The 21,129-nt window shown below is 62.8% G+C and carries 22 protein-coding genes; 20 read left to right on the top strand and 2 right to left on the bottom strand.

The annotated features are described in order from the left end of the window. Nucleotides 1-9: 9 nt before the first annotated feature. The 18 genes from nuoE (at nucleotide 10) to ACDA63_RS07460 (ending at nucleotide 17,374) form a co-directional block, all read left to right on the top strand. Entirely contained in the window at nucleotides 10-495 is a 486-nt protein-coding gene (gene nuoE, locus ACDA63_RS07545) for an NADH-quinone oxidoreductase subunit NuoE (protein WP_373662607.1), read from the top strand. Next, nucleotides 492-1,826, top strand: a complete 1,335-nt coding sequence (nuoF, locus tag ACDA63_RS07540) for an NADH-quinone oxidoreductase subunit NuoF (protein WP_373662606.1) — start codon at nucleotides 492-494, stop codon at nucleotides 1,824-1,826. Before nuoE ends, nuoF begins: the two co-directional genes overlap by 4 nt. 11 nt (nucleotides 1,827-1,837) lie before the next feature. After that, entirely contained in the window at nucleotides 1,838-4,162 is a 2,325-nt protein-coding gene (gene nuoG / locus ACDA63_RS07535) for an NADH-quinone oxidoreductase subunit NuoG (protein WP_373662605.1), read from the top strand. Beyond that, nucleotides 4,162-5,211 carry an NADH-quinone oxidoreductase subunit NuoH gene (gene nuoH, locus ACDA63_RS07530; RefSeq protein ID WP_373662604.1) on the top strand — a complete coding sequence of 350 codons (1,050 nt, stop codon included), beginning with the start codon at nucleotides 4,162-4,164 and terminating at the stop codon, nucleotides 5,209-5,211. Before nuoG ends, nuoH begins: the two co-directional genes overlap by 1 nt. A gap of 10 nt (nucleotides 5,212-5,221) precedes the next feature. Then, nucleotides 5,222-5,710, top strand: a complete 489-nt coding sequence (gene nuoI / locus ACDA63_RS07525; protein WP_373662603.1) for an NADH-quinone oxidoreductase subunit NuoI — start codon at nucleotides 5,222-5,224, stop codon at nucleotides 5,708-5,710. A 29-nt stretch (nucleotides 5,711-5,739) separates the two neighbouring features. Further along, nucleotides 5,740-6,348, top strand: coding sequence for an NADH-quinone oxidoreductase subunit J (locus ACDA63_RS07520; protein ID WP_373662602.1), 609 nt, complete (start codon nucleotides 5,740-5,742; stop codon nucleotides 6,346-6,348). Nucleotides 6,349-6,372: 24 nt separating this feature from the next. Further along, nucleotides 6,373-6,678 carry an NADH-quinone oxidoreductase subunit NuoK gene (nuoK, locus tag ACDA63_RS07515; protein WP_373662601.1) on the top strand — a complete coding sequence of 102 codons (306 nt, stop codon included), beginning with the start codon at nucleotides 6,373-6,375 and terminating at the stop codon, nucleotides 6,676-6,678. Between the two features lie 10 nt (nucleotides 6,679-6,688). Continuing rightward, nucleotides 6,689-8,737 carry an NADH-quinone oxidoreductase subunit L gene (gene nuoL / locus ACDA63_RS07510; RefSeq protein WP_373662600.1) on the top strand — a complete coding sequence of 683 codons (2,049 nt, stop codon included), beginning with the start codon at nucleotides 6,689-6,691 and terminating at the stop codon, nucleotides 8,735-8,737. A 48-nt stretch (nucleotides 8,738-8,785) separates the two neighbouring features. Then, nucleotides 8,786-10,267: an NADH-quinone oxidoreductase subunit M gene (locus tag ACDA63_RS07505; RefSeq protein ID WP_373662599.1), complete on the top strand. Its 1,482-nt coding sequence runs from the start codon at nucleotides 8,786-8,788 to the stop codon at nucleotides 10,265-10,267. Nucleotides 10,268-10,308: 41 nt separating this feature from the next. Then, on the top strand, nucleotides 10,309-11,775 hold the full coding sequence (gene nuoN, locus ACDA63_RS07500) for an NADH-quinone oxidoreductase subunit NuoN (protein ID WP_373662598.1): 1,467 nt from the start codon (nucleotides 10,309-10,311) through the stop codon (nucleotides 11,773-11,775). A 16-nt stretch (nucleotides 11,776-11,791) separates the two neighbouring features. Continuing rightward, complete coding sequence (locus ACDA63_RS07495; RefSeq protein ID WP_373662597.1) at nucleotides 11,792-12,127, top strand: DUF2818 family protein; 336 nt, start codon at nucleotides 11,792-11,794, stop codon at nucleotides 12,125-12,127. 87 nt (nucleotides 12,128-12,214) lie between these two features. Next, nucleotides 12,215-13,537: a class I SAM-dependent methyltransferase gene (locus ACDA63_RS07490; RefSeq protein ID WP_373662596.1), complete on the top strand. Its 1,323-nt coding sequence runs from the start codon at nucleotides 12,215-12,217 to the stop codon at nucleotides 13,535-13,537. Between the two features lie 35 nt (nucleotides 13,538-13,572). Next, the gene (locus ACDA63_RS07485; RefSeq protein ID WP_373662595.1) at nucleotides 13,573-14,109 is read left to right on the top strand and encodes an NUDIX domain-containing protein; all 537 of its coding nucleotides are present in this window, start codon (nucleotides 13,573-13,575) and stop codon (nucleotides 14,107-14,109) included. A 290-nt stretch (nucleotides 14,110-14,399) separates the two neighbouring features. Next, entirely contained in the window at nucleotides 14,400-14,720 is a 321-nt protein-coding gene (locus ACDA63_RS07480) for a cytochrome c (protein WP_373662594.1), read from the top strand. A gap of 8 nt (nucleotides 14,721-14,728) precedes the next feature. Beyond that, a complete protein-coding gene (locus ACDA63_RS07475; RefSeq protein ID WP_373662593.1) occupies nucleotides 14,729-15,055 on the top strand; it encodes a cytochrome c in 327 nt (108 codons plus the stop codon). An 82-nt stretch (nucleotides 15,056-15,137) separates the two neighbouring features. Further along, the gene (locus ACDA63_RS07470) at nucleotides 15,138-15,647 is read left to right on the top strand and encodes an N-acetyltransferase family protein (protein WP_373662592.1); all 510 of its coding nucleotides are present in this window, start codon (nucleotides 15,138-15,140) and stop codon (nucleotides 15,645-15,647) included. A gap of 178 nt (nucleotides 15,648-15,825) precedes the next feature. Beyond that, nucleotides 15,826-16,974, top strand: a complete 1,149-nt coding sequence (locus ACDA63_RS07465; RefSeq protein ID WP_373662591.1) for a D-alanyl-D-alanine carboxypeptidase family protein — start codon at nucleotides 15,826-15,828, stop codon at nucleotides 16,972-16,974. Nucleotides 16,975-17,038: 64 nt separating this feature from the next. Then, nucleotides 17,039-17,374, top strand: coding sequence for a TfoX/Sxy family protein (locus ACDA63_RS07460; protein WP_373662590.1), 336 nt, complete (start codon nucleotides 17,039-17,041; stop codon nucleotides 17,372-17,374). 10 nt (nucleotides 17,375-17,384) lie between these two features. Here the strand turns inward: ACDA63_RS07460 and ACDA63_RS07455 are convergent, their stop codons facing one another. Both ACDA63_RS07455 and ACDA63_RS07450 read right to left on the bottom strand, forming a co-directional pair. Then, on the bottom strand, nucleotides 17,385-17,960 hold the full coding sequence (locus ACDA63_RS07455) for a flavin reductase family protein (RefSeq protein WP_373662589.1): 576 nt from the start codon (nucleotides 17,958-17,960) through the stop codon (nucleotides 17,385-17,387). A gap of 55 nt (nucleotides 17,961-18,015) precedes the next feature. Continuing rightward, nucleotides 18,016-18,768, bottom strand: a complete 753-nt coding sequence (locus ACDA63_RS07450) for a spermidine synthase (RefSeq protein WP_373662588.1) — start codon at nucleotides 18,766-18,768, stop codon at nucleotides 18,016-18,018. A 185-nt stretch (nucleotides 18,769-18,953) separates the two neighbouring features. Between ACDA63_RS07450 and dctP the strand changes: the two genes are divergently transcribed. Both dctP and ACDA63_RS07440 read left to right on the top strand, forming a co-directional pair. Continuing rightward, entirely contained in the window at nucleotides 18,954-19,919 is a 966-nt protein-coding gene (gene dctP, locus ACDA63_RS07445; RefSeq protein ID WP_373662587.1) for a TRAP transporter substrate-binding protein DctP, read from the top strand. 122 nt (nucleotides 19,920-20,041) lie between these two features. Beyond that, a complete protein-coding gene (locus tag ACDA63_RS07440; protein WP_373662586.1) occupies nucleotides 20,042-21,088 on the top strand; it encodes a LacI family DNA-binding transcriptional regulator in 1,047 nt (348 codons plus the stop codon). Nucleotides 21,089-21,129: the final 41 nt, after the last annotated feature.

Genomic DNA, 21,129 nt, shown 5'->3' with positions numbered 1-21,129 from the left:
TTGATTGCTATGTTGAGTCCTGACTCCCTGCAAAGTATCGACCGGGAAGTGGCCAAGTACCCGGCGGACCAGAAACAGTCCGCCGTCATGGCCGCATTGCGCATTGCCCAGCAGGAGAAGGGCTGGCTGGCGACCGAGACCATCGAATTCGTGGCGCGCTATCTGAGTATTCCGCCGATGGCCGCGATGGAGGTGGCAACCTTCTACAACATGTACGACCTCAAGCCGGTAGGCCGTCACAAGATCACTGTGTGCACCAATCTGCCGTGCGCGTTGTCCGGTGGTGTCGACGCTGCCGAGTACCTCAAGAAAAAGCTCGGTATCGATTTCAACGAGACCACTGCCGATGGCATGTTCACGTTGAAGGAAGGCGAATGCATGGGCGCGTGCGGCGATGCACCTGTCATGCTGCACAACAACCACAAGATGTGCAGTTGGATGACCGAAGAAAAGATCGACGCGTTGATCGATTCATTGAAGGGTGATGCGCAATGACAGAGGCGACCAACCTGACGGGTTTCGGTGTGGTGCTCGACGGCATTGCCGGCGAGAACACCTGGCGCCTGGACGACTACGTCAAGCGCGGCGGCTATGCCGCACTTAAGAAGATCTTCGCCGAAGGCATCACACCCGACACCATCATCGCCGAGGTGAAGAAGTCCTCGTTGCGCGGTCGCGGGGGCGCGGGCTTCCCGACTGGCCTGAAGTGGAGCTTCATGCCGCGTTCGTTCCCCGGCGCCAAGTACGTGTGCTGCAACTCGGACGAAGGCGAACCCGGCACTTTCAAGGATCGCGACATCCTCCGCTACAACCCGCATGCGCTGATCGAAGGCATGATCATCGCCGGCTTCGCCATGGGTTGTGACCGCGGCTACAACTACATCCACGGCGAGATTTTCGAGGTCTACGACCGCTTCGAAGAGGCGCTTGCCGAGGCTCGCAATGCAGGCTTCCTTGGCAAGAACATCCTGGGCAGCGAGTTCAGTTTCGAACTGTTCGCGCACCATGGTTACGGCGCCTATATCTGCGGCGAAGAGACCGCGCTGCTCGAGTCGCTCGAAGGCAAGAAGGGGCAGCCGCGCTTCAAGCCGCCGTTCCCGGCGAGCTTTGGTCTGTACGGTAAGCCGACGACCATCAACAACACCGAAACCTTCGCGTCGATCCCGTACATCATCCGCGAAGGTGGCGAAGCGTTCCTGAACCTGGGCAAGCCCAACAACGGCGGCACCAAGCTGTTCTCGGTGTCGGGCCACGTCAATCGCCCCGGCAACTACGAAATCCCGCTGGGTACGCCGTTCTCGACGCTGCTCGAAATGGCTGGCGGCATGCGTGGTGGCCGCAAGCTCAAGGCGGTGATTCCGGGCGGGTCGTCTGCGCCCGTGCTGCCCGCCAGCATCATGATGGATTGCACGATGGACTATGACGCCATCGCCAAGGCAGGCTCCATGCTGGGCTCGGGTGCTGTCATCGTGATGGACGAGACGACCTGCATGGTGAAGGCGCTCGAACGCCTGTCGTACTTCTACTTCGAAGAGTCATGCGGTCAATGCACGCCGTGCCGTGAAGGCACCGGCTGGCTGTATCGCATGATCCACCGCATTGAGCACGGCGAAGGCCGGGCGGAAGACATGGACGTGCTGGACAACGTTGCGGAAAACATCATGGGCCGCACCATCTGCGCGCTCGGCGATGCCGCCGCCATGCCGGTGCGCAGCTTCATCAAGCACTTCCGCGAAGAATTCCAATATCACATCGACAACAAGTGCTGTGTCGTGCCGCGCGACGTTCAACGCGCCGGCAGCCAGATCTTCGTCGGCCAGAATTAAGTGGACAGAGAATGCTAGAGATCGAGATCGACGGCAAAACGGTTGAAGTCCCCGACGGCAGCACCGTCATGGACGCCGCCAACAAGGCGGGCGCCTATGTGCCGCATTTTTGCTATCACAAGAAATTGTCCATCGCGGCCAACTGCCGCATGTGTCTGGTGGATGTGGAAAAAGCGCCCAAGGCACTGCCGGCTTGCGCGACGCCCGTCACCAACGGCATGAAGGTCGCCACGCACTCCGAAAAGGCCGTCAAGGCCCAGAAGTCCGTGATGGAGTTCCTGCTGATCAATCACCCGCTGGATTGCCCGATCTGCGACCAGGGCGGTGAATGCCAGTTGCAGGATCTGGCTGTCGGCTACGGTGGTGCAGCTTCGCGCTACAAGGAAGAAAAGCGCGTCGTCTTCAACAAGAACCTCGGTCCGCTCATTTCCACCGACATGACGCGCTGCATTCATTGCACGCGATGTGTGCGCTTCGGCCAGGAAGTGGCTGGCGTGATGGAACTGGGCATGGCCAACCGCGGTGAGCATTCCGAAATCATGGCCTTCGTCGGCCAGACCGTGGATTCCGAACTGTCGGGCAACATGATCGACCTGTGCCCGGTCGGCGCGCTGACCTCCAAACCGTTCCGCTTTGCCGCACGTACCTGGGAACTGGTCCGTCGCAAGTCGGTGAGCCCGCACGATTCGCTGGGCTCCAACCTCGTCGTGCAGGTCAAGCACGACGAAGTCAAGCGCGTGCTACCGCTCGAAAACGAAGACGTCAACGAATGCTGGCTGTCCGACAAGGACCGCTTCTCGTACGAAGGCCTCTACGCCGATGACCGTCTGACCACGCCGATGCTCAAGCACGGCGGCGAATGGCACAGCGTCGATTGGCAGACTGCGCTCGACTACGTGGCCAAGAGCCTGCGCGGCGTGGCCGCCGATCATGGCGCCGATGCTATCGGTGCGCTGGTGTCGCCGCATGCCACGGTCGAAGAGATGTTCCTCGTGCAAAAGCTGGTGCGTGCACTGGGCTCGGACAACGTCGACTTCCGCCTGCGCCAGAGCGACTTCTCGCTCGACGGCAAACTCGCCGGCGCACCATGGCTGGGCATGCCGGTGGCCGCACTGTCGGATCTCGACGGCGCGCTGGTGATCGGCAGCTTCCTGCGCAAAGATCACCCGCTGATCGCGCAACGCCTGCGCCAGGCTGGCAAGAAAGGCGGCAAGCTCGCTCGCATCCACGCTTCCGCCGACGACCTGAACATGGTGCTGGCCGCCGATGCCATCGTGGCGCCGAGCGAATTCGTGCGGGTACTCGCTGAAGTGGTCAAGGCTGCGGCCAATGGTGCAGACATCGGCGACGACGCGCGCAATGCAGTGGCTGCCGCCGCCGACAGCGATGCCGCCAAGGCCATCGTCGCAGCGCTCACCAACGGTGAGAAGCGCGCCGTGTTGCTCGGCAACTACGCCGTGCAGCATCCGGACTACGCCGCCATCCACGCACTGGCGCAAGAACTGGCCCGCCTGACCGGCGCCTCTTTTGGTGTCATCGGCGAAGCGGCCAACTCCGTCGGCGGCTATCTTGCCAAAGCCGTGCCGGCCAACGGCAAGAACGCTGCTGCCATGCTGGCATCGCCGCTCAAGGCCTACATCGTCGTGGGCAACGATCCGTTCCTCGACACCGCCGATGGCGCACAAGCGCGCGCGGCTCTGGCACAGGCCGCGACGGTCATCCATCTGGGCAGCTTCGCGGGCGATGCGCCCGAATACGCCGACGCCATGTTGCCGATCGCGCCCTTCACCGAAACCTCCGGCACGTTCGTGAATGCCGAAGGCCGTGCGCAATCGTTCAATGCGGTTGCCAAGCCTGTCGGAGAAACCCGTCCGGCCTGGAAGGTGTTGCGCGTGCTGGGTAACGTGCTGGGCCTCGAAGGCTTTGACTACGAATCGTCCGAAGACGTGCGCCGCGAAGCGCTGCCGGCAGACATCGCCGCTGCACTGGACAACACGGCCAGTGGCGTCGAGATCAAGGCGATCGCTGCGGTCGGCGTGCAACGCGTGGCCGACGTGCCGGTGTACTTCGCCGACCCGCTGGTTCGCCGGGCGCCCTCGCTGCAGAAGACCCGAGACGCCAAGGCGCCCGCGATGCGTGCCAACGCTGCAACGCTGGTATCGCTTGGTCTGCAAGCCGGCGTCGAAGCGCGTGTGCGTTCAAAGATGGGGCAGGTGCAACTGCCCGTGGTGGCCGACGAATCGGTGGCGGGGGGGTGCGTGCGCATCGCCGCCGCACACGCCTCGACTGCGGTACTTGGCGCAATGTTTGCTGAACTCAGCGTGGAGTGTGCCTGATGGATTCGCTGCTGCAACCCGTCGCCACGTTCCTGGGCCCGCTGTGGGTGCCCGTGTGGACCCTGGTGAAGATCATCTGCATCGTGGCGCCGCTGTTCGGTGCCGTGGCCTACATGACGCTGGCCGAACGCAAGATCATCGGTTTCATCCAGGAACGTATCGGCCCCAACCGCCTTGGTCCGTGGGGCCTGCTGCAGCCGCTCGCCGATGGCGTGAAGCTGCTGTTCAAGGAAGTGATCATCCCCAGCAACTCCAGCAAGGGTCTGTTCCTGCTGGCCCCGGTGCTGGCCTTTGCGCCGGCATTGGCTGCCTGGGCGGTGGTGCCGTTCAGTGACACCCTTGTGCTCGCCAACGTCAACGCCGGCTTGCTGTACGTGATGGCCATCGCTTCGATGGGTGTGTATGGCGTGATCGTTGCCGGCTGGGCGTCCAACTCCAAGTACGCGTTCATCGGCGCCATGCGCGCCGCTGCACAGATGGTGTCGTATGAACTCGCCATGGGCTTCGCACTGGTGTGCGTGCTAATGATTTCCGGTTCGCTGAACCTGTCGGAGATCGTGGGCGGGCAGGGCCGGGGCTACTTCGCCAGCATGGGCGTGGGCTTCCTGTCGTGGAACTGGATTCCGCTGTTCCCCATGTTCCTGGTGTATTTCATTTCCGGCCTGGCCGAAACCAACCGGGCACCGTTCGACGTGGTCGAAGGCGAATCCGAAATCGTCGCCGGTCACATGATCGAGTATTCGGGCATGGCGTTCGCGCTGTTCTTCCTGGCCGAATACGCCAACATGATCCTGATCTCGGCGCTGACCGCCACTTTCTTCCTGGGTGGCTGGCTGTCCCCGGTGGGCTTCCTGCCGGATGGCATCGTCTGGCTGTTGGCCAAGACCAGCTTCCTGCTGTTCTGTTTCCTGTGGATCCGCGCGACGTTCCCGCGTTTCCGTTACGACCAGATCATGCGCCTGGGCTGGAAGGTATTCCTGCCGTTGTGCCTGGTGTGGTTGTTGGTGATCGGCGTCTGGATCATGTCGCCGCTGTCGATTTGGAAGTAAGAGGCCGTCAATGGGCGCAGTAAACGAATTTTTCGGCAGCATTCTGCTCAAGGAGCTGGTGAAAGGCCTGGCGCTGACCGGTCGTCACCTCTTCGCGAAGAAGCTGACCATTCAGTTCCCGGAAGAGAAGACGCCGATGTCGCCGCGCTTCCGTGGCCTGCACGCCTTGCGCCGTTATCCCAACGGCGAAGAGCGCTGCATCGCGTGCAAGCTGTGCGAAGCGGTCTGCCCGGCAATGGCGATCACCATCGAGTCCGACCAACGTGATGACGGCACGCGCCGCACGACGCGCTACGACATCGACCTGACCAAGTGCATCTTTTGCGGTTTCTGCGAAGAAGCCTGCCCGGTCGACGCCATCGTCGAGACGCGCGTGCTCGAGTACCACGGCGAGAAGCGCGGTGACCTGTACTACACCAAGCAGATGCTGCTGGCCGTGGGCCAGAAGTACGAAGAAGAAATCGCCCGCGACCGCGAGGTCGAGGCCAAGTACCGCTGATGGCTGAATCGGACCGACGGGTTATCTAAATGGAATTTTCACTTTTCGCCTTTTACGCCTTTGCCGCCGTCGTGCTCTTCGCCGGCATCCGCGTGATCACCTCGCGCAATCCGGTGCACGCGGCGCTGTACCTGGTGCTGGCGTTCTTCACGACCGGCTGCATCTGGATGCTGATGCATGCGGAGTTTCTCGCCATCGCCATCGTGCTCGTGTATGTCGGCGCGGTGATGGTGCTGTTCCTGTTCGTGGTGATGATGCTCGACATCAATCTCGATCGCGTGCGCGAAGGCTTCTGGCAGTACCTGCCGGTGGGCCTCGTGGTCGGCCTGCTGATGGTCGCCGAGATGGTGGTGGTGCTCAACGGCACGTACTTCAAGCTCGACGCCGCTCCGCCCCCGGGTGTGCCGGCCGCATCGTTCTCGAACACGCAGGAACTGGCTCGCGAGCTGTTCACCAACTACGTGTATCCGTTCGAGCTGGCGTCGCTGATCCTGACGTTGGCGATGGTGGCCGCCGTGGCGCTGACGCTGCGCCGCCGCGCCAATACCGCACGCTACATGAAGCCGGACGAACAGATCGCCGTGAAGGCCGCCGACCGCATGCGCATCGTGAAGATGCAGACCGAAAAAGACGAATAACGGACAGGCTCGGAGAATCGATACATGCTTCCGCTCTCACACGTCCTGATCCTTGGGGCACTGCTGTTCGCCATCAGCGTGGTGGGTATCTTCCTGAACCGGAAGAACCTCATCGTGCTGCTGATGGCCATCGAACTCATGCTGCTGTCGGTGAACATGAACTTCGTGGCCTTCTCGACCTACATGGGCGACACGGCCGGCCAACTGTTCGTGTTCTTCATCCTGACCGTGGCAGCGTCCGAGTCGGCGATCGGTCTGGCGATCCTGGTTGTGCTGTTCCGCAACCTGCGCACGATCCACGTCGATGACCTCGACAGCCTGAAGGGTTGAGACCAGAACAATGACAATGCAAAGCCTCTACCTCACCGTGCCCCTGGCGCCGCTCGCCGGCTCCATCCTCGCGGGCCTCTTCGGCAAGACCATCGGTCGCACCGCCTCGCATTGGGTAACGATCCTCGGCGTGGCCATCGCCTTTGTCGCATCGTTCCTGATCTTTCGCGACGTGCAGGCCGGCAATACCTTCAACGGCAGCCTCTACACCTGGGCAGTGGCAGGCGGTCTCAAGCTGGAGGTCGGCTTCCTCATCGACCAGTTGACGGTGATGATGATGCTCGTGGTGACCTTCGTGTCGCTGATGGTGCACATCTACACCATCGGCTACATGTCTGAAGACCCCGGCTACCAGCGTTTCTTCAGCTACATCTCGCTGTTCACGTTCTCGATGCTCATGCTGGTCATGAGCAACAACTTCCTGCAACTGTTCTTCGGTTGGGAAGCGGTGGGCCTGGTGTCGTACCTGCTGATCGGTTTCTGGTACACGCGCCCGACAGCGATCTACGCCAACCTCAAGGCTTTCCTGGTCAACCGCGTCGGTGACTTCGGCTTCCTGCTGGGCATCGGCCTGATCGCCGCCTTCGCCGGCACGCTCAACTACGCTGAAGTTTTTGCCAAGGCTTCGCAATTGGCCACGTTGACGGTGCCGGGTACCGGCTGGCCGATGATGACGGCGATCTGCATCTGTCTGTTCATCGGCGCCATGGGCAAGTCGGCGCAAGTACCGCTGCACGTATGGCTGCCCGATTCGATGGAAGGCCCGACGCCGATCTCCGCGCTGATCCACGCCGCCACCATGGTGACGGCCGGCATCTTCATGGTCACGCGCATGTCGCCGCTGTTCGAGCTGTCCGAAGCTGCGCTGTCGTTCGTGATGGTGATCGGTGCGACCACCGCGCTGTTCATGGGCTTCCTCGGCATCATCCAGAACGACATCAAGCGCGTGGTGGCGTACTCCACGCTCTCGCAGCTCGGCTACATGACGGTGGCGCTCGGCGCTTCCGCTTACTCGGCCGCCGTGTTCCACCTGATGACGCACGCCTTCTTCAAGGCGCTGCTGTTCCTTGGTGCCGGTTCGGTCATCATCGGCATGCACCACGACCAGGACATCCGCAACATGGGTGGCCTGTGGAAGTACATGCCCATCACGTGGTTCACCTCGCTGGTGGGTTCGCTGGCGCTGATCGGCATGCCGTTCCTGTCGGGCTTCTACTCGAAGGATTCGATCATCGAGGCGGTGCAACTGTCGCACCTGTGGGGCGCCAGGTACGCGTACTTCTGCGTCATCGCCGGTGTGTTCGTGACAGCTTTCTACTCGTTCCGCATGTACTTCCTGGTCTTCCACGGCAAGGAGCGCTTCGGTCAGGCTCACGCGCATGACGACCACGCTCACGATGCGCACGACCCGCATGAGTCGAACGAAGAAGAAACGCACGGCGATGAGCATCACCATGGTCTGGCACCGGGGCAGAAGCCGCACGAGTCGCCGTGGGTCGTGTGGCTGCCGCTGGTGCTGCTGGCGATTCCGTCAGTGGTGATCGGCGCCTTCACGATCGAGCCGATGCTGTTCGGCGAATGGTTCAAGGGCGTGGTGTTCGTGGCCGACGCACACAATGTGCTGCACGAGCTGGGCGAAGAATTCCACGGTGCCGCCGCGATGGGCCTGCATGGTCTGACGACCGCGCCGTTCTGGCTGGCGCTGGCCGGCGTCGTGGTGTCGTGGTTCTTCTACATCAAGCGCCCGGACATTCCGGCAGCCATCAAGAACCGCTGTGGCTTCATCTACACGATTCTCGACAACAAGTACTACTTCGATCGCTTCAACGAAATCGTCTTCGCTGGCGGTGCGCGTCTGCTGGGCCGCAGCCTGTGGCGCGCCGGCGACCAGACGCTGATCGATGGCGTAGCGGTCAACGGTACGGCGGGCCTGGTCGGCGCGATTTCGCGCCTGTCGCGCTACATCCAGACCGGTCTCGTGTACCAATACGCGTTCTGGATCATCATCGGGGTGGTGGTGATGCTGTGGGCATTCAAGCCCTGGGGCCTTGGCCTCTAAGCGGCACTCTGTGCGACGAATAAACCAAAGAAAGACGGAAAAATTCAGATGAACGGAGTGCCATACCTCAGTCTTGCAATCTGGGTGCCGATTGTCGGCGGCCTGCTGGCGCTTGCCACGGGGCGGGATCGCGACGCGGCTGCGCGTTGGATCTCCCTGATTGCCGCCGTTGCCGGCTTCCTCGTCACGCTGCCGCTCTACGCGCACTTCAATGCGGCCACGAGCGAGATGCAGTTTGTCGAAGCCAGACAATGGATCCCGTACTTCAACGTCAACTACACGCTGGGCGTGGATGGCATCTCGATGCCGTTCCTGTTGCTCAACAGCTTCATCACGGTGATCGTGGTGCTCGCCGGATGGGAAGTGATCCAGACCAAGGTGTCGCAATACCTGGCGGCCTTCCTGATCATGTCGGGTCTCATGAACGGCATCTTCTCGGCCCTCGATGGCGTGCTGTTCTACGTGTTCTTCGAAGCCTCGCTGATCCCGCTGTACCTGATCATCGGTATCTGGGGCGGCCCGAACCGTGTGTATGCCGCGATCAAGTTCTTCCTCTACACGCTGCTCGGCTCGCTGCTGATGCTGCTGGCGTTCATCTACCTGTTCCAGAACTCGGGTGGCAGTTTCAGCATCCTCGACTGGCACCAGATGCGCATCCCGCAACTGGCGCAGACCTGCATCTTCTTCGCCTTCCTCGCGTCGTTCGCGGTCAAGGTGCCGATGTGGCCGGTGCACACATGGTTGCCGGACGCCCACGTCGAAGCGCCCACCGGCGGTTCAGTGGTGCTGGCTGCCATCGCGCTGAAACTCGGTGCCTACGGTTTCCTGCGGTTCTCGCTGCCCATCGTGCCGGATGCTGCGCGTGAATTTGCTCCGCTCATGATCGGCCTGTCACTCATCGCCGTGATCTACATCGGCTTTGTGGCGCTCGTGCAGACTGACATGAAGAAACTGGTGGCGTACTCGTCGATCTCGCACATGGGCTTCGTGACCCTGGGCTTCTTCATGTTCAACCAGATCGGCGTCGAAGGCGCGCTGGTGCAGATGATCTCCCATGGCTTCGTGTCGGGCGCCATGTTCCTGTGTATCGGCGTGCTGTACGACCGCATGCACAGCCGCAACATCGCCGACTACGGCGGCGTGGTGAACGTCATGCCCAAGTTCGCGGCATTCTTCATGCTGTTCGCGATGGCCAACTCGGGCCTGCCGGCCACCAGCGGTTTCGTCGGCGAGTTCATGGTCATCCTGGGCGCTGTGCAGTTCAACTTCTGGACCGGCTTTGCCGCGGCGACGACGCTGATCCTGGGCGCGGCCTACACGCTGTGGATGTACAAGCGTGTGGTGTTCGGCGCCATTGGCAACTCGCACGTGGCTGAACTGCTCGACATCAATCGCCGCGAGTTTCTTTTCCTGGCGTTGCTGGCGATCTGCGTGCTGGCGATGGGTCTGTACCCGTTCCCCGTCACGGAAGTCATGCATGTCTCGGTGGGCGACCTGCTGAGCCACGTTGCGCAAAGCAAGCTGCAATGAGCGCATATCCGCATCAAGACGAATAAGTACACAGGCGCAAGATGGACTTTCAGATCCCTAACTTCTACCCCGCGATTGCCGAGATCTTCCTGGCCGGCATGACGGTGCTCGTGTTGTTGCTGACTGCGCTGATGAAGCGGGGCGCGGCGAGCATGGCCTACTATCTGGCGCAGTTCGCGGTGCTGGCGACCGGCTTCATCGCTTTCTTCACGAGCGGCGAGGTGGGCTTCACCTTCGGCAACATGTACATCGACGACTCGGTCGGCGATCTGCTCAAGGTTTTCTCCAGTTTCGGCACAGCGCTGGTGTTGCTGTACAACCGTCGCTACATGGCCGATCGCAACCTGGAGACGCCCGAGTACTACATGCTGGTCATGTTCGTGCTGCTCGGTATCTGCGTGCTGATTTCCGCTGGCAGCCTGATCACCGTGTATCTCGGCCTCGAACTGCTGTCGCTCGGGTCCTACGCGCTGGTGGCCATCGATCGTGACTCCCCGCGTGCGACCGAAGCCGCGATGAAGTACTTCGTGCTGGGTGCACTGGCTTCCGGGCTGCTGCTCTACGGTATTTCGATGGTGTACGGCGCGACCGGCACGCTGTCGATCATCGACGTGGCGCGCGCACTGTTCGAAGGCCAGGCCAACCGCACTGTGCTGTTGTTCGGTCTGGTGTTCGTCGTGGCCGGCGTGTGCTTCAAGCTGGGCGTGGTGCCGTTCCACATGTGGATTCCCGACGTCTATCAAGGCGCGCCGACGTCGATCACCTTGCTGGTGGCCTCGGCCCCGAAGGTTGCGGCCTTCGCCATGGCATTCCGTCTGCTGGCGATCGGCATGTGGGATCTGGCCGATCAGTGGCAGACCATGCTGCTGTTCGTGGGCATCTTCTCGATCATCCTGGGCAACCTCGCTGCCATCGCGCAGAGCAACATCAAGCGCATGCTGGCGTACTCGGGCATCTCGCACATGGGCTTCCTGCTGCTGGGTTTTGCCTGCGGCGTGGTCGATGGCGAGCGTCACTTCGTCTACAACGCCTACGGTTCGGCGATGTTCTATTCGCTGACCTACCTGATCTCCACGCTGGCGGGCTTCGGCATCCTGTTGCTGCTGTCGCGTGCCGGTTTCGAAGCCGAGAACATCGACGACCTCAAGGGCCTGAACCGCCGTTCGAGCTGGTGGGCCGCGATGATGGCGATCGTCATGTTCTCGATGGCGGGCATTCCGTTCTTCGTCGGCTTCTTCTCGAAGTTCTTCATCCTGCAATCGGTCATCTCGGCCGGCCACTGGTGGACCGCCGTGGTGGCCGTGGTGTTCTCGCTGATCGGTGCCTACTACTACCTGCGCGTGGTGAAGGTGATGTTCTTCGATGAGCCGACCGAAACCGAATCCATCGGCGGGGGCTGGGGCGTGCGCACGGTCCTGTCGCTGAACGTGCTGGGCCTGGCTGCGCTCGGCCTGTTCCCGGGCTGGCTCATGCAGTTGTGCGTCGTCCTGCTGCGCAACTCCATCTGATCGGCGGGGAAGGGCGATGAGCATCGAAGTCGGGCGCGTGGTTCTGCTCCTTCTGTTCATCGCCGCCGCCAACCTGCCGTTCTTCACGCAGCGCATCTTCGGTCTCGTGCCCCTGCGGCGCGAAACCAAACCCTTCTTCATCATTCTGGCCGAATGGCTGGTGCTGTTCGCGCTCATGGGCGGCATCAGCGCGCTGATCGAAACGCGCCTCTACGGCAGCCTCTACCCGCAGGGCGGGCATTTCTACTTCATCGGCCTGTTCCTGTTCGCGGTCTTCGCCTTTCCCGGCTACGTATTCCGCTACCTGCTGGGCCGCACCCACAAGGGCGGTCGCCAGACGCCGGCGCGCTGACGCGCTTTTCCGGCGTCCGTTCGAGAACTCAGCGCAGCGGTGCGGTATCCTTGTGGCCGCCGTGGCGGCACCCATTCAAGGATATCGATGAGTTCCAACAGCGCCTACCTGCCCGAAGTCCGCGCCCAGTACGAGGCATTGCCATACCCTCCGTGCGATCCGGAAGACGATCGCAAGCGGCTGGCCCGTACCTGGCTGGACGACCTGCCCATGATCAACCACTACTGCTTTGCCGGTCGGCAGAGCTTTGGTGAGGGCTTCCGCGTGCTGGTCGCGGGCGGCGGCACCGGGGATGCGACGATCTTCCTCGCTGAGCAGTTGCGCAGCACCGACGCACGTATCGTGCACGTCGACCTGAGCGAGGCGAGCATTGCCATCGGCCGCCGCCGTGCCGAAATCCGTGGGCTCGACAACATCGAGTGGATTCACGATTCGCTCCTGCGCTTGCCCGAATTGGGGCTTGATGCGTTCGATTACATCAACTGCAGTGGCGTACTCCATCACCTTGCCGACCCGGACGCCGGCCTGCGCGCGTTGCGCTCCGTGCTCAAGCCCGGCGGCGCGCTCGGCATTCTCGTGTACGGCAGCTACGGCCGCACCGGCGTCTACCAGATGCAGTCGCTCATGCGCCTGGTGAATGAGGGGGCAGACGACGTTCAACGCAAGATCGACACCGCGCGCGACATGCTGGCGGCGCTGCCCGACGGCAACTGGTTCAAGCGCGGAGAAGACCTCTACAACGACCACGAGCACGGCGACGCGGGAATCTACGATCTATTGCTGCATTCCCAGGATCGTGCCTATACGGTTAGCGAACTGTTCGCGTGGTTCCACGATCAGCATGGAATGCACCTGTCATTCACTGACGTGCAGCGCGGGCGCGCACCGTACCTGCCGCACCTGGTACTGAAGCCGGGGCAGGGCGGAAAGCTTGCCGAACGTCTGCGTGCATTGCCCGCGCGGCGCCAGTACGAAATCGCCGAACTGATCGGCGGTTCGATCACCCGGCACTGCTTCTACGCGACCTCGGCCGCGACGGACGTGGCGCCCTATGGCGACGCCGACTACGTGCCGTTCTTTTTCCACGACCGACTCAACGGCGGCATGCTGGCCGACATTTTCGACGCGGCCAAGAAGGGCAAGCCAGTGATCCTGCAGCACGCGCCCTCGGGCACGGTGTCGCAGATCGACGCTGGCAAGTTCGCCAGCCGCGTGCTTCGCCAGATCGACGGCAAGCGCAGTTTCGGCGAGATCTTCGAGATCGTCCGCCGAGCGCTGCCGAGCTACGCCGATCGGCCCGATGACGCCACCCTGTTTGCGGACTTCCGCGACACCTTCGACGCGCTCAACGCCATTGATCGCCTGCTGCTGAGACACCGCACCGCCGCGTCGCTCGCCGCGCCGGCCTGAGCCATATACCGACTGCCTGCTTGTGGAATGACGACATGGAATCACTGAACGAAGAGCGCATCGACGGTGCGCGCGTGTACGAAGGCAAGCTGCTCAAGATCGACTGCGACCGCATCCGCCTGCCGGACGGGAGCGAGTCATGGCGCGAATTCGTACGCCATCCGGGCGCGGCCATCGTGATCGCCGAGACGCGCCCGGGCGTGCTGGTCATGGAGCGCCAGTTTCGCTATCCGGTCGGCCGCGTGTTCATCGAACTGCCGGCCGGTAAGCTGGACAGCGATGAAGACCCGATTGTCTGCGCCCAACGCGAACTGCTCGAAGAAACGGGCTATTCCGCCACCGAATGGCGCCATCTCGGCACCATGCATACGTGCATCGGCTATTCGGACGAACGCATCGAGATATTCCTTGCGCGCGGCCTGACCTTGGGCGCCCAGCAACTGGACGAAGGGGAATTCCTCGAAGTCTTCGAGATGTCGCTGGACGAGGCCGAGCAGGCCGTGCTCGATGGCCGCATCACCGATGCCAAGACCATCACCGGCCTGTTCTGGGCCCGCAAGGTGCTGGGCTGACCGACGCCAGTAGACCACTCTCCGACGACGTTCCCGGCTCGAACAGCCGCGCCCGGTGCTGTAAGTCAAGCCGGGCGATCGCCCGCCGCCGCGATGCGAAATCGCCACATTTGTCGGGCGGTCGTGTGTGTCGTTGATGCGCGTCAATAAATGTGTCCTGTAGAATAGGCCCCGATCTGCCGTCCCGGACTTGTGCGAAGCGGACCACCGCCGCGCGAGGGAGACTCCGGCGCCAGATCACGCCGCATTGGCGTCTGCGGACATAACAACAGAACGAACAGAGAGAAGTCATGAAGACATCGGCAGTGCTGTCGGTGGTGGGTCTGGCTCTTACTCTGTCCACGGCTCATGCCGCGGACATGCGGGCGCAGATCGGCCAGAAGAAGATTTCAATGTGCATCGGCTGTCACGGCATCCCCGGATACCGCACGGCCTTCCCCGAGGTCTACTCGGTGCCCAAGCTCGGCGGGCAGCACGCGGCCTATATCGTTGCCGCACTCAAGGCCTACAAATCGGGCGAGCGCGATCACGCAGACATGCGCAGCATCGCCAATTCGCTCTCTGACCGCGACATGGAAGAGATCGCGGCCTACTACGCCAAGGCCAAGTGAGGCGCGCCATGATCCGTACATTCTTCATCGCGCTGACGGCCGCTGCCGTGCTGTTGTCCCAATCCGCCGTCGCCGCTGGTGACCCGGTTCGCGGCAAGGCCAAATCGGCCGCCTGCGCGGCCTGCCACAACGTCGACGGCAACAGCCAGATGCCGATCTACCCGCGGCTGGCCGGACAGAACGCCGACTACCTGGTCCATGCACTCTCGTCCTACCAGAACGGCCGCCGCAAGAACGAGATCATGAAGGGCATGGCCGCGGCGTTGAGCGCGCAGGACATCCAGGACCTGGCCGCCTATTTCTCCGCGCAGAACGGCCTCATCGCCAAGCGCTGATCGCTGTGCGTCCGGCGCCCGCGCCATGGGTGGCGGGTGCCGTGCCTTGGGAGGCTGCGCGGGGCAGGGGTACACTTGCGCGATGACGATCAGACCCGCCACGCCTGCCGACATTCCGGCCATCACTGCCATCTACCGGCACTACGTTCTCAACGACACGGCAACCTTCGAAGAAGAGGCCCCTTCCGACGCTGAAATGCGCGGGCGGTTCGACAAGATCGTCGGGGCTGGCCTGCCTTACGTCGTTGCGGACGACAACGGCCACATCGAAGGCTACGCGTATCTCAACTACTTTCGCACGCGCAGCGCGTATCGCTTCACGCTCGAAGACTCCGTCTACCTCGACCCCGCCGCGACCGGCAAAGGGCTCGGCTCGGCACTGCTGCAACGCTTGCTGGAGGATGGCGAACGTTGGGGCGCGCGACAGATCGTCGCGGTGATCGGCGGCAACAATCCGGCCTCCGTCGCGCTGCATCGTCGCTTCGGATTTGAAGATGTCGGCGTCATGAAAAACGTCGGCCTCAAGTTCGGCCAGTGGCTGGATACGCCGATCCTGCAAAAGCAGCTTGGCGACGGCTCGATCTCTGCCTGAAGTATTCGGGCCATTGCAGGACAGGGTTGCGCCCGAGCGGGCGTAGAATGGCGCCCCGTGCGCCGAACTATCCGCGCGCAGGTCTGTCTGTTGGGCGGAGTGTGTGTCTCACGAGGACGTCACGCTCGCCCCAAGAGGCAACGCCTCATTCGCCAATCCCGCTGTCCAGTGAGCTTCCATGAAAATCTTCTCGCGACTCTTCGCCCTCGTGCTGTGCCTTGCCGTACAGATGCCCGTCCACGCCGCTTCAGCTATGCCGGTCGCGCCCACGCTGGCCGCACGATCGTGGATGCTGTATGACGTCACCAGCGAGCAGGTGCTCGCCGCGGAGAAGCCCGACGAGCGTGCCGAGCCTGCTTCGCTCACCAAGCTGATGACGGCCTACGTGGTCTTCGATGCGCTCAAGAACAAGACCATCACCCTCGAACAGCAAGTGCCGGTGTCGGAGAAGGCATGGCGCATGGTCAAGTCGGGCTCGGCAATGTTCATCGAGCCGCGCCGCCCGGTGACGGTGGATGAACTCATCCACGGCATGATCATCCAGTCGGGCAACGACGCCAGCGTGGCGCTGGCGGAACTCGTGGGCGGCACCGAAGAGAATTTCGCGGCGATGATGAACCGCACCGCCGCGCGTCTGGGGCTGACCGGCACGCACTACAAGAACGCCACCGGGCTGACGGAAGAGGGCCACTACACGACGCCGCGCGACCTGGCCAAGCTGGCTTCGGCGATCATCCACGACTTCCCGCAGTATTTCCCGATCTACTCGCAGAAAGAGTACACGTACAACAAGATCAAGCAGCCCAATCGGAACCGCCTGCTGTGGGCCGATCCGTCCGTCGACGGCATGAAGACTGGCCACACTGACGCTGCAGGCTATTGCCTGGTGTCGACCGCGCATCGCGGCCAGCGTCGCGTCATCTCGGTCGTGATGGGTACCGTGTCGGAGAGCGTGCGCGCCCAGGAATCGATGAAGCTGCTCAACTTCGGGTTCGCTGCGTACGACACACCGCGCCTGTATGCCGCCAATCAGCCGGTGCGTAACGTGCGCGTATGGCAGGGCAAGACCAACGAAGTTGCGGCAGGCTTTGCGCGCGACGTGTTCGTCGCCGCACCGCGCGACGCAGCCAAGGACGTCAAGCAGGAGTTCGTGGTCAATCCGCAACTGGTGGCGCCCATCGCCAAGGGCGCGACGGTCGGCACGCTCAAGCTCAGCCTCGGTGGACAGGTGCTGGGCAGCTATCCGGTCGTGGCCCTGCAGGACGTGCAGCAAGCCGGTTGGTTTGGCCGTGTCTGGGACTCGCTGCGGATGAAAATCGGCAAGTAAGTCGCCCCGGGCGGAGCGCTTCGCCGCGTTCCGCCGCCCAGCCATCATGGATCGGAACAGCCACATGGCCTCGTCGCAGGGTACCGCCGACTACCTGTTGTCACAGATCGCCACTGCGGGGAAGGTCTCGGCGCGCAGAATGTTCGGCGAATACGCGATCTACTGCGACGACAAGACCGTGGCGCTGCTCTGCGACGAGCAGCTCTTCGTCAAGAAGCTGCCCGTCGTGGCCGAATTTCTCGGGCCTTGCGAAGAAGGCTTTCCCTATCCCGGCGCCAAACCGTGGTTCGTCATCTCGGGCGAGCGTTGGGAAGACCACGAATGGATGACGCAGCTCGTCAAGCTGATCGCTGCCGCACTGCCTGCTCCCAAGCAGAAGACCTCGCGCAAGAAACGCTGATTCGTTCGTGTCAGAGCGGCCTGGCCGCGATCGGGCTGGATGAGCGCACGAAGTTGCCGCCGCCCAGATGGTGGATGGTGTGCAGATCGGTGTTTGCGTCGTCGAAGCGCCAGCGTCCGTCGTGGAACACCCGCGCATCGGCCGCGGCAGATACGACTTCCGCAAAGCAGGTGTCGTAGGCATCTTCCGTGTGCGGCTCGCGGACGAGACGACATTCCATCCAGGCCACGCAGCCCTCTTCGATCAGCGGCATGCCCAGTACGGGGCCGCGAGCAGCTTCGATATTGAAGCGGGCGAACTTATCGCCGTCGCGCCCGCTCACGCTGCCGACGGCGTAAGCCAGATCGATTCCCGTCACGCACGGAATGCACACGGCGAACGCGCCACTGGCCGTCATCAGCTCGCGCGTCCAGGTGTGCTTGTCGATCACGATCGCGATACGTGGCGGCGTGAACTCCACCGGCATCGACCATGCTGCCGCCATCACGTTGCGGCGATCGGCGGCGGCACTGGTGACTAATACGGTCGGGCCGTGGTTGATGAGGCGGCTGGCGTGCTCGAGCGCGACGGGCTGAAAGTGCGACATGAAAGCGTATGGCAGGACAGAAGCGACGATTGTACTGCCGTCGCTCCCGGCCGCCTTACAGCACCAGCGCGTCGCCCGGCAGGGACTTGGCCTGCTCCAGTCGCGAGACGGTTGCGCGCAGGTCGAGGTTGATGTCGCGCTTGAGCGTGCTGGCGCGTTCGCGCAGATCGGGCAGGCTGACATTCACTTCATCGCCCGTCGCGGCGAAGGCAATCACGTTGCCGCTGTCGCACGACGGAAATGCCATCGAGCGGCCATCAAAGGCTTGCGCGAGCCGGTCGAGCGCTGGTTTGTACTTGCGTGCGCGGCCAAACAGGTTGGTGGCGAGCAGGCCATCGTCGGCCAGACGCGCGCGGCATGCCTGGTAGAACGGCAGTGAATCGAGTGCGCCGACGCGGGCGTTCTCGTCGTAGCCGTCGATCAGGATGTAGTCGAAACTCGGGCGGCTGCGTTGGATGTACTCGGCGCCGTCGCCGATCACGATGCGCAGACGGGCGTCTTCTTCAGGCAGCTTGAAGAACTGCCGCGCGGCCGCGACAACGCCGGGCGAGATTTCCACGACGGTGATCTTCGCGTCCGGCAGGCGCCAATAGCAGAACTTGGTGAGCGAGGCGGCACCGAGTCCGACGAGCAGGATGCGGCGCGGCGTGCGCTCGCGCATCAGCAGACCCGCCATCATTTCGCGCGTGTAGGCCAGCTCCAGATCGATGGGGCGGCGCACGCGCATCGCGCCCTGTACCCACTCCGAGCCGAAGTGCAGGTAGCGCACGCCGGCTTCTTCGCTGATGTCGATGGCGTACTCAGACATCGGCTCCCCTTGTCGCCGCGAGGTGCCTTCCGTCGTGCAAGGCGCACGCATTTATCATTTTCTGATGCATCTTGATATTGTAGATAACCTGTATTCGTGCGCCGGTGGGGCATTTGCCATGGCGCGCATCGTTCAATCCCCGGCGGCTCCCGCTCCTCATCCGCCGGACGTCGCCCGAGGCCCGCATGCTGGTTCGTTCCGTCGTCACCCTCTTGTCGCTCTTCTACCTGCAGGCTACCGTGGCGGCCGACCTCAAGGGGTGGGTGCTGGAGGACAGCCAGTATCCCACGTACCAGGGCCTGGCTGGTTTCTTCAGCACACTCAACCAGCGTTCCGGCGGCCGCTTTGCCGGCAAGATCGGCGGACGCGACGATGTGGGCAACCAGAAGAAGATCGTGCCGATGCTGCAGAAAGGCGAGCTCGACGTGGCGGTGCTGACCGTGGCGCCGCTGGCCGATGCGCTGCCAGTGCTGGAGGTGCTGCAACTGCCGTTTCTCTTCACCGACAGCGATCACATGCTCAAGGTGCTCGACGGCAACATCGGCAAGGAGCTTGAAGCCAAGCTGGCCGCCAAGGGTTACGTGGTGCTGACGTGGTACGACGGCGGGTCGCGCTCGTTCTATTCGCGCGGCAAGCCGCTGCGCTGGATATCGGACTTCCGCGACAAGAACATCCGCGTGGCCAACCGCGCAGTCATGAAGAGCATGGTCGGCGCGCTCGATGCCAAGCCCAGTACGCAGGATTTCGATGAAGTGGCCGGTCTGCTCGCCAGCGGCCAGCTCGACGCAGCCGAAAACGACCTCATCTCGTATGAGACGACCGGGCACTACAGAATCGCGCCGTACTACACCTTCAGCCACCACACGATCCTGCCGCTGGCGCTGGTGATCTCCACGCAGCGCTGGCAAACCCTTTCGGACTCCGATCGCACATTGTTCCGCGCAGTGGCCCGCGACTCGGCCATCGCCGAACACAGACTGCAGGGACAGCGTGAAGACGCGGTCCGCGTCAAGCTCGAAAAAGAGGGCGTGAAGTTCTTCAAGCTCGACAGTGCCAACGTCATCGCGCGGATGAAGTCGACCTACGCGCCTGTGCTCAAGAGCCCGGACGCCACCGACCTTGCCGTGCAGATCATGGCCTTCCGCAAGTAGGTGGGCCCTGTGGCCGGACGTCGCCCGTTGGCACCCGAAGGCCCGTCCACAAGGCGATCCGGCCGCCAACAAGTGGCCGTGGCGGCATAGAATCGGGTCTCTTGTCTTGCCCGGAATTCCTCATGGCCACCATCCGCGACGTCGCCAATCGCGCGCAGGTATCGAACAGCACGGTATCAAACGTCCTTAACGGACGCACCAGCCGCATGACCAGCGAGACGCTGGCCCGCGTACAGCAAGCGATGGCGGAACTCGGCTACAACCCGAGCTTCGCGGCGCGTTCGCTCAAAACCGGGCAGTCTGCGCTGCTCGGCCTGTTGGTGCCGTCGACCGCCAATCCATGGTTCGGCGAGATCGCCGCGCGAATCGAACAGGTGGCGCGCGACAAGTACGACTGCCACATCTTGCTCGGCAACACGCAGCGCGACGTGCAAAGCGAGGCACGCTTCATCGGCAGCCTGCAATCGTTCGGTGTGCGCGGACTGATCGTCATGTCGGCGCTGGCTGACGAGAGCCATCTGCTCAATGCCGCCCGCCAGGGCATGGCGGTGGTCAGTTATGACCGCCGCGCGGCGGGAGGCGTTGCGCCCATCATTGATCACGTCACGGTCGACAACCACAAGGCCGGCACGTTGGCGGCCCTGCATCTCGTTGCCAAGGGACACACACGGTTGGCCTTCGTCAGCGCGTTCGGGCGCACGGTCAATCGTGTCGAGCGGATTTCGGGTTTTCTCGAAGCGGCTTCCGCTCATGGCGCCGAAACGGTCGTCGTGGAGGCGGATTCGTCGCACGGATTCGCCGACGACCAATGGGCCGCGCTCGGTTCGGAACTGGCGGGCAAACTCTTGCGCGAGCATCCGGATGTCACCGGCATCGTCACCGTCAACGGCACGCTGGCCATCAGTCTCACCAGCGCGCTGCGCGACCGCGGCTTCGAGGTGCCACGCGATTTCTCCGTGGTCGGTATCGATGACATGCCTTTGTCGACGATGGTGTCACCGGCCATGACCTCGATCCGCATCCCCACCGGCGTCATTGCCGAATCGATGGTCGATCGGGTCATGGCGCGGTGCGCCTCGAACGATCTGCCGCCCGGCGAGACGGTGTTCGAGCCCACGCTGATCGAGCGACGTTCGGTCGCCGCGCCGCGCGCGCATTCGTTGCCCTGAAAACAAAACGGGGCGCCGCGCGCCCCGTTTGTCCTTGCCTT

This window comes from Uliginosibacterium sp. sgz301328 (genome assembly GCF_041807905.1).
In the GTDB taxonomy this organism is placed as follows: Bacteria; Pseudomonadota; Gammaproteobacteria; order Burkholderiales; family Rhodocyclaceae; genus JBGVSA01.
Note: the sequence above shows the minus strand (reverse complement) of the source record. Positions and strands in the feature narration are given on the sequence as shown.